The sequence below is a fragment of the Brenneria alni genome (genome assembly GCF_003666245.1).
Lineage (GTDB): Bacteria > Pseudomonadota > Gammaproteobacteria > Enterobacterales > Enterobacteriaceae > Brenneria > Brenneria alni.
In genome coordinates this window covers 47,745-57,800 of sequence record NZ_MJLZ01000028.1, presented here as the reverse complement: position 1 = coordinate 57,800, position 10,056 = coordinate 47,745, and the positions used below count along the sequence as shown (strand labels likewise).

The 10,056-nt window shown below is 50.8% G+C and carries 7 protein-coding genes; 6 read left to right on the top strand and 1 reads right to left on the bottom strand.

The window, feature by feature from the left end; all coding sequences use genetic code 11:
* The first annotated feature begins 14 nt into the window (after positions 1 to 14).
* Together BIY29_RS13130 and BIY29_RS13125 are read left to right on the top strand one after the other, a co-directional pair.
* Complete coding sequence (locus tag BIY29_RS13130) at positions 15 to 1,430, top strand: glycoside hydrolase family 1 protein (RefSeq protein ID WP_121575559.1); 1,416 nt, start codon at positions 15 to 17, stop codon at positions 1,428 to 1,430.
* Positions 1,423 to 2,715: a carbohydrate porin gene (locus BIY29_RS13125; RefSeq protein ID WP_121575558.1), complete on the top strand. Its 1,293-nt coding sequence runs from the start codon at positions 1,423 to 1,425 to the stop codon at positions 2,713 to 2,715. The genes BIY29_RS13130 and BIY29_RS13125 overlap by 8 nt, the downstream gene beginning before the upstream one ends.
* Before the next feature lie 72 nt (positions 2,716 to 2,787).
* On the opposite strand, the gene BIY29_RS13120 is transcribed toward BIY29_RS13125, so the two are convergent.
* Positions 2,788 to 3,606 carry an acetoacetate decarboxylase family protein gene (locus tag BIY29_RS13120; protein WP_121575557.1) on the bottom strand — a complete coding sequence of 273 codons (819 nt, stop codon included), beginning with the start codon at positions 3,604 to 3,606 and terminating at the stop codon, positions 2,788 to 2,790.
* Between the two features lie 230 nt (positions 3,607 to 3,836).
* Here BIY29_RS13120 and BIY29_RS13115 point away from each other — a divergent pair, with 230 nt between their 5' ends.
* The 4 genes from BIY29_RS13115 to fhuC all read left to right on the top strand — a co-directional run bounded on the left by BIY29_RS13115 (position 3,837) and on the right by fhuC (position 10,054).
* Complete coding sequence (locus BIY29_RS13115) at positions 3,837 to 4,715, top strand: LysR family transcriptional regulator (RefSeq protein ID WP_121575556.1); 879 nt, start codon at positions 3,837 to 3,839, stop codon at positions 4,713 to 4,715.
* A gap of 359 nt (positions 4,716 to 5,074) precedes the next feature.
* A complete protein-coding gene (locus BIY29_RS13110) occupies positions 5,075 to 6,052 on the top strand; it encodes a zinc-binding dehydrogenase (RefSeq protein WP_121575555.1) in 978 nt (325 codons plus the stop codon).
* Between the two features lie 494 nt (positions 6,053 to 6,546).
* Positions 6,547 to 9,039: a bifunctional glycosyl transferase/transpeptidase gene (mrcB, locus tag BIY29_RS13105; RefSeq protein WP_121575554.1), complete on the top strand. Its 2,493-nt coding sequence runs from the start codon at positions 6,547 to 6,549 to the stop codon at positions 9,037 to 9,039.
* 217 nt (positions 9,040 to 9,256) lie between these two features.
* A complete protein-coding gene (gene fhuC / locus BIY29_RS13100) occupies positions 9,257 to 10,054 on the top strand; it encodes a Fe3+-hydroxamate ABC transporter ATP-binding protein FhuC (RefSeq protein WP_121575553.1) in 798 nt (265 codons plus the stop codon).
* Positions 10,055 to 10,056: the final 2 nt, after the last annotated feature.

Sequence of the window (10,056 nt, the reverse complement as noted above, 5' to 3'; positions counted from 1 at the left end):
AATCAGGAGTATTTATGAAAAATTTATTTCCAGAGAATTTTCTCTGGGGCGGAGCTATAGCCGCTAATCAAGTTGAGGGTGGATACAAAAGTGATGGAAAAGGTTTGTCAACTTCTGATTTGCAGCCATTAGGGCTAATGCATGATATAAAAGAGCGCGTTGATGGTGATTTTAGTCTAAAAGATATCGCCATTGATTTTTACCATTTATATCCTGAAGATATTGCGCTATTTGCAGAAATGGGTTTTAAGTGCCTTCGCACTTCTATTGCCTGGACACGTATATTCCCGCAAGGTGATGAGGAATTACCCAATGAAACCGGCCTGGCATTTTATGACCGGCTCTTTGACGAGCTTGCAAAATATAATATTCAGCCGTTAATCACTCTTTCCCATTACGAAATGCCTTATGGACTGGTGGAGAATTACGGCGGCTGGGCCAATCGTAAAACTATTTCATTTTTCGAACGCTACGCAAAAATCGTTTTTGAGCGCTATAAGGATAAGGTCAAATATTGGCTGACGTTTAACGAGATCAACATCTCTCTGTTCAACTGTTTTACCGGGCTGGGCATACCCTTAAACAGCTCGCGGCAGACTATCTACCAAGGCATTCATCACCAACTGGTGGCCAGCGCCAAAGCGGTGAAACTGTGCCACGACATCATTCCGGACGCAAAAATCGGCAATATGGTTGCGGCCATGCCTCATTACCCACTGAGCTGTAGCCCGGATAATGTGCTGGAGGCGCAAAGAAAGAATCGTGAATGGCTATTTTTTTGCGATGTCCAGGCGCGCGGTGATTACCCTGCTTATATGGCGCGTTTTTTTGCAGAACAGAATATCTCGCTGGATATTACGGAGGATGATCGTCAGGCGCTTAAAGAAACTGTCGATTTTATTTCCTTCAGTTATTACATGAGCTGCTGCGCCACAACCGATCAAGATGTCATCAAAGCTGCGGGCAATATTATGAAACTGGTCAACAATCCCTATCTGGCCAGTTCTGAATGGGGATGGCAGATCGACCCGGAAGGAATGCGTTACTTACTCAACATGCTCTATGACCGGTATCAAAAGCCACTGTTTATCGTTGAAAACGGTTTGGGAGCGAAAGATGTTGTTGAACCGGACGGTTCTATCATTGATGACTATCGCATCAGCTATCTTAACGACCACCTATGGCAAGTGAGAGAGGCCATCGCGGATGGCGTTGTGGTGCTGGGTTATACCAGTTGGGGGCCTATTGATTTGGTCAGCGCTTCTACGGCTGAAATGTCAAAGCGGTACGGGTTCATTCATGTCGATCGTGATGACAATGGCGAGGGAACGCTGGCTCGCCGCCGCAAAAAAAGTTTCTTTTGGTATAAAGACGTCATCAGCAGTCAAGGACAAACCATAACTTCAAATCGGAGAAAAGAGAATGAATAAGAACTGCTCGATTTTATTTTTCCCCCTGTTGGCGTTCTCAATCGGGAATGCCTTTGCCGCTGGCAACAATTGCCAATCTTATGATCGGTTTTTGCCTAAAGGGGCGGAGACGCCAGCCATTTCTTCCGCTTGCGATACGGTATCGCCGGAGTGGGGCGGACTTAGGCAGGACATGGCCGACCACGGCTTTTATACGCAAGTGCAGATGTTGACGAACCTCACTTATGATGTAGCGGGCAACTGGCGCAATAACCCCAATTATGTCGGACAACGTCTGACCACCGGCAACTATATTACTGCGGATCTTACTTACGATTTGTCCCGGCTTGGCTTCGGCGAGGGGGCGCAGTTCGTTATATCGGGTACATACGCCTACAACAACTATAAGGGGAATGGTCAGGATGGGCATCCCTTTATCGCGAATGCCTATATTATTCAACCGGTATTTACCGACAGGGTAATCTTGCGTTACGGCTATACGCCTTTGCTTAACCACTTTTACGGTTTATATCTGGGGACAAGTTCGGCGTCATCGGCGTTGGGGCCAACAAGCGTAATGTTAAATCAGGCTGGGTTGGCTAGTTTGAAACCCAGCCCTTCGGCGGATATCCGTTTCTTCTCGGAAAATAAAAGATGGTATGACCATCTGGGGGTCGCACGCAGTCAGAGTACCGATGGGTTAAAAGCGGATTCAAAATATAACACCTATGGGCTGCGCTGGCAGGTTCCTAACGCGGGAACATTGGTGATTAATGAATTCGGTTATAAAGTGGCGCCGGACGCCAATGAATCAATGAAGTGGTATCGTGCAGGTTCGGTATATAACAAAAGCCCCTATCTTAACTACAAGACTGAGAAGTATGACAGCAGCACTAATTCTCATTATATAGCGGCAACCTATCAGCTTAACCAAATAGATAACAGTATGCCTTATAGAGGCTGGTATGTTGATGGAAAAGCCAACTATGCACCTGCGGAAAAAAGTTTATTTAATGCCGATTTATCACTGTCGTTATTTAGCATAGGGCCGTTCGATACACGTCCTGATGACATGCTGTCATTTGGTTTCTCCTATAATAAGTTCAGCAATGACGCTAAAGATTATTTTGAAAGAAACGGTGGTAATGCGGAGAAATACAGTACCTCATTATCAGCGTCTTATACGATGCGTCTACATAGTGGTGTTTACTGGACGAACCAGTTGTCTTATACCCATCATCCTGCGGTCACTGTGAAAGAGGATGATGCCTACAATTTACTGACTCAAATAGTCATTAACTTATAGTTGGATGCTGGTAAGCAGTGAAAGATGAGGAGCTATAGGCTCCTCATTTTTTCCTGGGGTATGGGTGTTTGACTATTTAGCGTGTGGTTCATCCCAACCGAAGAAGGAGTAGGGGAGATAGGCGTTTGAATCAATTTCTGTGTAATACTTATCTTCAGCGCTAATCAGGGAAATATTTCCGGTTATGATATTGGCGCCAAGTACTTTTATTACCGGCAATGAAGCCCACGGATCGTGCCTGGACCAGTTCAAATGAACATCGCCTCTGCCAGTTTTGACCGCTTTTGTTGGTTCCATTTTTAACCACATCGGTTGCAAAAGAGGTTTTATTCTTGTGCGTAGCCCGACAGGCCAAATATAATTAAATGCAGCCAAATGGTCGGGTTTAAAGGGCAGCATTTTATTCAATTCACTATTAAGACTTTCGTATTCGGGGTCGTTTGGTTCTTGCGTGGCATCACAACTGTAAGATGCGTAGCAAACACCATGTCGAGCGCAATACGCTGTAAAAACGTCACCATCATAAGCCGAGCCGACATGGCCGACTTTCTTAGGATACCCATTGGCCTCACGGCCTAAAAAAGAACCTTGATCGGTGTTAAGGGTCATGGCAACAACAAGTTTTCCTTCAATTCCCAATTTTTCGTCGACTACGCCGATCGCTAATGCTGCTTCTTTATATGCCACATCAAAATTAGTGTGTTTAAAGTCATTAAGTCCGATTTCAACCAATGGTCTGCCGCGAAGTTTCAGGCCAGGGGGAATGATCGCATCCAACGCTTCTTTGCTGGTTTCATACAGAACGGAAAGAACATCCGCTTCAAATAAACTTTCTTTATTCTGAAAAGCCGGCCACGTTTGACTTTTTAAGTCGTTTTTTACAAAGCCCATCAAATTAATCCTCTTAATGACAGTACATTTAATAAATAAGTGAATCTTTCACGTGATTAGCACACCGCTGAAAATCTCAACGTCAGTCTATAGACAAGCCGCCGTCAGCGACCGACTCAGTCCCGACACGTTATCTCATGGCGGCCATGTGTTTGCCTCCCTTTTGTCAGTCATGCTAGCATATCTCCATTTTCGAATAACCAAGCAAAAATGGAACTTTGTTTTTTATTATGGAAACACCACTCGATTATGGTTTGATCGCGATTTTTATCGCTGTGGCGGATGAGGGCAGTTTTTCCAGGGCTGCCGCCAGACTCAGGATCAGCAACGGTACGGTTAGCCGCGCCATCGTCAAACTTGAAAAGAGTGTCGGCGCTGAGTTGATTCATCGTACCACGCACAGTATGGCGCTTTCGACGGCGGGTATCGCGCTCTATGAGCGCACGGCGCACTATCTGAAGGCATTGGACGAGGCGATGACGACATTGCCTGAACGCGCCGAAATACCGTCGGGGTTACTGCGGATTACGGCGCCTCGTGATTTCGGCGCCATTGTGCTGCCGCAACTCCTTTTACAGTTCGCCCGGCGCTATCCCGCTATCACGTTCGATTTACGTATCACGCGTTCCTATCCGGATCTTGTCGGGGAGGGAATTGATGTGGCAATCCATCCCATGACGGTGCCGCTGAAGGATTCAATGCTCAAGGTTCGGCATCTTGGCACGCCCAAAGGGGAATTTTATGCCGCTCCGTCATACCTGGCGCGGCGTGGAAAGCCACGAGTGATCGGCGACGACGGTCACGATTGGGTCTTCCATTCCGCGATTGTCGCACTCTGGCAATTACAAAAATTGCCGACCAGGTATCTTGTGGACGACTTCTTCCTGGCTCGCAATTTGTTGCGTGACGGTGCAGGCGTCGGGCCGTTGCTCACCTTTATCGCCGAACCTTACGTGCGAGAAGGCCTGTTGGAACCTATACCCATCCCGCCACCATCGGAATCCAGAGGGACGTATGTGCTGTTGTACCCGTCGAGCGGTCAGGTTCCAAAAAAAGTGAGCGTGTTTTGCGAATTTATCATCAACTGGGTGCAGCGCTATCCACTCTGATTGCCCTCAAATGAAGAGACTGATGTATTAAACCCTCTTTTATCAATGTCATATACGGCTAGATTCGTCCTGCCTTCTGACCGCATCGGCCACGACGCAAAGAGGGCAGTGAGGTCATAACTGGCAGGTGTTTCCATAATGAAAAACAGTTTTTAATTTTCTCCTACCGATGAAGGCAGTGATTCAATGCTAGCATAACTACGTACTTGGTACTTGACGGGCGAATCGAGTGGCCTTACCGGTGCTGAATTACTCGCCGGGGGAAGCGGTCATTGCCTGAAGCCAGCCTGATGGGCCGCTTCCGGCTTTATCAAGGGCGGTTCGCCCAGTGGTAATCCCATAGTCTTAAGGAGAATACGATGCGTAGCGCAACTCACGATGTTTTTGGCGATCCGGCTGAAGTCCTCCGCCAGTCCGATGTGCCAACACCCGAACCTGGGCCAGGGCAGGCCCGGATCCGTACCATTTTTTCCCCGATCCACAACCATGACCTCTGGACTGTGCGCGGCGAATATGGCTACAAGCCCGAACTGCCAGCCATAGGTGGCAGCGAAGCGGTCGGTATTGTCGATGCTCTGGGAGAGGGAAGCGATACCGCTCTGCTTGGCAGGCGGGTCGTCACGGCTTCCGCACATGGCACCTGGGCGGAGTATTTCCTTGTTGATGCGGAGGGTCTGCTTCCGGTGCCGGATGCAATTTCCGATGAGGTGGCCGCGCAACTTATCGCGATGCCGTTCAGCACCCTCTCGCTGCTGGAATCTCTAGGCGTGACGGAGGGAGATTGGATCATCCAGAACGGTGCGAATGGAACGGTTGGCAAGTCGCTGTCCATGCTGGCGCGGGCCAGAGGTATCCACACCGTCAATCTGGTCTGGCGCGACGCAGGCGTTGAGGCACTGACGGCGCTTGGTATCGACAATGTAGTCTCCACGGCCCAGCCGGATTGGAAAGCGAAGGTGCGGTCCCTCGTCGGCGACGCCGCGATCCGTGCCGCTGTCGATTCCGTCGGTGGGGCGGCGACTGGCGATCTTGCGGATCTTCTTGGCGAAAAGGGGCTGCTGGTGTCGTTCGGAACGGTAGCTGGAGAGGCCATGCAGATTCCATCCGGGACGATGGTTTTCAAGCAACTGACGTTGAAGGGCTTCTGGGCCAGTAAGGTTCTGAGCGATATGCCCGCCGAACACAGAGCTGAGTTGCTCGACGAGCTATTGAGGCTGGCGGCCAGCGGACGGCTAGTGCTGCCTGTGGAGGCGGTTTTCGGTCTGGATGAGGTGTCCTCGGCGGTGAAGGCCGCCCTCAAATCCGGCAAAATCGGCAAGGTGCTGCTCCGCCCGTAGGCCGCAGCGACCCGTCTTGGTTATTTGTCCTTCTTTCTTAATATACCCTTCATCTTTCAAAATACGCGGCACGCCTCTCCTTAATGCATGGAAAGGCGTATTTTAATTTCTCAATGCCTGGTTAGTCTGGGCTATTTTACAAAAATAGTGCTTTCTTTTAAGTCATCACTCAGATGTGGATGTCTGCTTTTAATTTCGGCGTTACTTAAGGTTATCAATGTTTAATGTTATTCTGTCAAAATTTGATGGATTAGAATTGGTGTCGATAAGAATGCATCAAATTGAGCGTAACTAATTGTAAATGATATTTATTATTTCCGCTGTGCCTGTTGGTTATGAGACAAAAAATGTCTGGCCGAACGACCCGGCGCACCAGAAAATATCGCAACCATTAATTTCAGATGTTTCCTCTTCTTTATAACAGACGGTGGAAACAGAGTAAGTGGCCTGACGAAAGCAACTGGCCGTTACAACCTGACGGAGAAGTAACACTAATGTCTCGGGATGACCGCGAACCTATCGGACGCAAGGGAAAAGCGTCAGGACGTAAACCTGCTCGCAGGCAGGCAGTACGGCGCCGCAGGGATGACGACTATGATGATGATTATGAAGATTATCAGGACGATTTTGATGACGATGATGATGGCTATGACGACGATGGTTATGATGGTGAGGGCAGGATGACGCGAAAACCGCGTAAGAAACGGCGCTGGCTGGGGCTTTTCATCAAGCTGGCTCTGGTGTTCGCCGTGTTGCTGGCGATCTATGGCGTGTATCTCGACAGCCAAATTCGCAGCCGTATTGAAGGTAAAGTGTGGCAGTTGCCGGCGGCCGTGTATGGACGCATGGTCAATCTGGAACCTGGGATGCCTTATAACCAGAAAGAGATGATTGGCCTGCTGGAAGGGATGCAGTATCGCCTGGTCACCCGGATCACGCGTCCCGGTGAGTTCAGCGTGCGCGGCAACAACATTGAAATGCTGCGGCGTCCCTTTGATTTTCCTGATGGCAAAGAGGGGCAGATTCGCGCCCGGCTGACGTTCAGTAACGATCGTTTGTCGCAGATCCAGAATCTGGATAACCAGCGTAATTTCGGTTTCTTCCGTCTTGATCCGAAATTAATCACCATGATGCAGTCACCCAATGGTGAGCAGCGCCTGTTTGTGCAGCGTGCCGGGTTCCCCGATCTGCTGGTGGACACGCTGATCGCCACGGAAGATCGCCATTTTTACGAGCATGATGGCATTAGCCTGTATTCCATTGGCCGCGCATTTTTAGCCAATATCACCGCCGGTCGGGCGGTTCAGGGCGGAAGTACGCTGACGCAGCAGTTGGTGAAAAACCTGTTCCTGACCAATGAGCGTTCCCTGTGGCGTAAAGCTAACGAAGCGTATATGGCGCTGATCATGGACTATCGCTATAGCAAGGATCGCATTCTGGAACTGTACCTCAACGAGGTCTATCTCGGTCAGAGCGGCAGCGACCAGATTCGTGGGTTCCCGCTGGCCAGTCTTTACTATTTCGGCCGTCCGGTGAATGAGCTGAGTCTCGATCAACAGGCACTGCTGGTGGGGATGGTGAAAGGGGCGTCGCTGTATAATCCGTGGCGTAATCCTAAAATCACGCTGGAGCGGCGCAATCTGGTATTACGGTTACTTCAGAATCAGCAGGTTATTGATGCCGATCTGTATAACATGCTGAGTGCGCGTCCGCTGGGGGTTCAGCCTAAAGGCGGCGTCATCAGTCCTCAGCCTGCGTTTATGCAACTGGTTCGCCAGGAATTACAACAACGGCTGGGGGATAAAGTCAACGATCTGTCCGGCGTGAAGGTTTTCACCACGCTGGATCCGGTATCGCAGGATGCCGCAGAAAAAGCGGTGGAAGACGGGATTCCGGCATTAAGGGCCGCACGGGGAGTTAACGATCTGGAAGCCGCGATGGTGATCGTCGATCGTTTCAGTGGTGAGATCCGCGCTATGGTCGGGGGGGCGCAGACGCAATACGCCGGGTTTAACCGCGCCTTGCAGGCGCGTCGTCCTGTCGGGTCGCTGGCAAAACCGCCCACTTACCTGACGGCTCTGAGCCAGCCTGATACGTATCGCCTGAATACCTGGCTGTCGGATGAACCGTTGTCGCTGAAACAGCCCAACGGCCAACTGTGGCAGCCGAAAAATTACGATCGCCAATTCCGTGGGCGCGTCATGCTGGTTGATGCGTTGGCAAATTCACTCAACGTGCCAACGGTGAATCTGGGAATGGCGGTGGGGTTGGATCAGGTTACCGCCACGCTGAAACGGCTGGGTATTCCCGAGAATGTGATTGAACCGGTGCCTTCGATGTTGCTGGGGTCGATTAGTCTGACGCCAATGGAAGTGGCGCAGGAATACCAGACGATTGCCGGTGGTGGAAATCGTGCGCCATTATCGTCGTTACGCTCGGTGATTGCGGAAGAGGGTAACGTGCTGTATCAGAGTTTCCCTCAGGCTGAACGTGCGGTTCCCGCCCAGGCGGCGTACCTGACGTTGTACGGTATGCAGCAGGTGGTGGAGCGAGGTACGTCGCGCTCTTTGGCGGTCAAGTTCCCGAATTATCATCTGGCGGCGAAAACCGGCACCACCAACGATCTGCGCGATAGCTGGTTTGCCGGTGTGGATGGCAAAGAAGTGGCGATCAGTTGGGTTGGGCGTGATAACAATGGGCCGGCGAAACTGACCGGCGCCAATGGCGCGTTGACCATCTATCGCCGCTATCTGGAGAACCAGACGCCACTGCCCCTGATGCTCACGCCGCCGGAAGGCATTACCACCATGAACGTGGACGCAAGCGGTAATTTTGTCTGTAACGGCAGCAGCAGCGGGCGGGTATTACCGGTATGGACGGATAATCCACAGACGCTATGCCAGGCCAGCCAGCCGCAGGTGCCTCAGCCAGAGCAGCAAAATGGCGAGGGCGTGGCGGACTGGATCAAGCAAATGTTCGGCCAATAGACTTTCCTTCAATCCCCCGGTCATCCGGGGGAACTTTTTCTCCGGTTGTCTCTTGTGTTTCAACACGTTCTGCTTTCGTTCCCGGTATTGTAAATTCCTTGCGAACAACATTCCGTTACGCCTATTATGCAACCTTTATAATAATTATTATCATTTCCTTTTATTCCGATAACCATTAGCCGCCTCAGATTCAGGCAGGTATTGAAATCCAAACTTTATGCGAAATCAAAATGCACTGCCAGATACCACGTTCAGGCTGGATGATGTCAGCTTTACTATCGCCGGTCGTACACTGCTTCACCCGCTGTCCCTGACTTTTCCCGCAGGGAAAGTCTGCGGTCTGATTGGACACAACGGCTCCGGGAAATCCACGCTGCTGAAAATTCTTGGTCGCCATCAGTCGGCCAGCCGTGGTTCGGCCTGGTTGGGTGAACAGCCTGTCGACCACTGGGACAGCAAATCGTTTGCCCGTCAGGTCGCCTATTTGCCACAACAGCTACCCGCCGCAGAAGGCATGACGGTGCGCGAGTTGGTCGCCGTCGGACGCTACCCGTGGCATGGTGCGCTGGGGCGTTTTGGCCGTGCCGACCGCGAAAAAGTCGATGAAGCAATTATGCTGGTGGGGCTGAAAGCGTTTGCCAACCGTCTGGTAGATAGCCTGTCCGGTGGTGAACGGCAGCGAGCCTGGCTGGCCATGACGGTAGCTCAGGATAGCCGTTGTCTGTTATTGGATGAACCGACGTCGGCGCTGGATATCGCCCATCAGGTTGATGTCTTGGCATTGATCCAGCGCATGAGCCAGCAGCGCGGCCTGACGGTAATTGCCGTTTTGCACGATATCAATATGGCGGCCCGTTATTGCGATTATCTGGTGGCATTACGCGGTGGTGAAATGATTGCGCAAGGCGAACCGCTGGCGTTGATGCAAGGCCCGGTGCTGGAAAATATTTACGGTATTCCTATGGGGATATTGCCTCATCCTGGCGGTGGTGCGCCGGTAAGTTTTGTTTGCTGAAT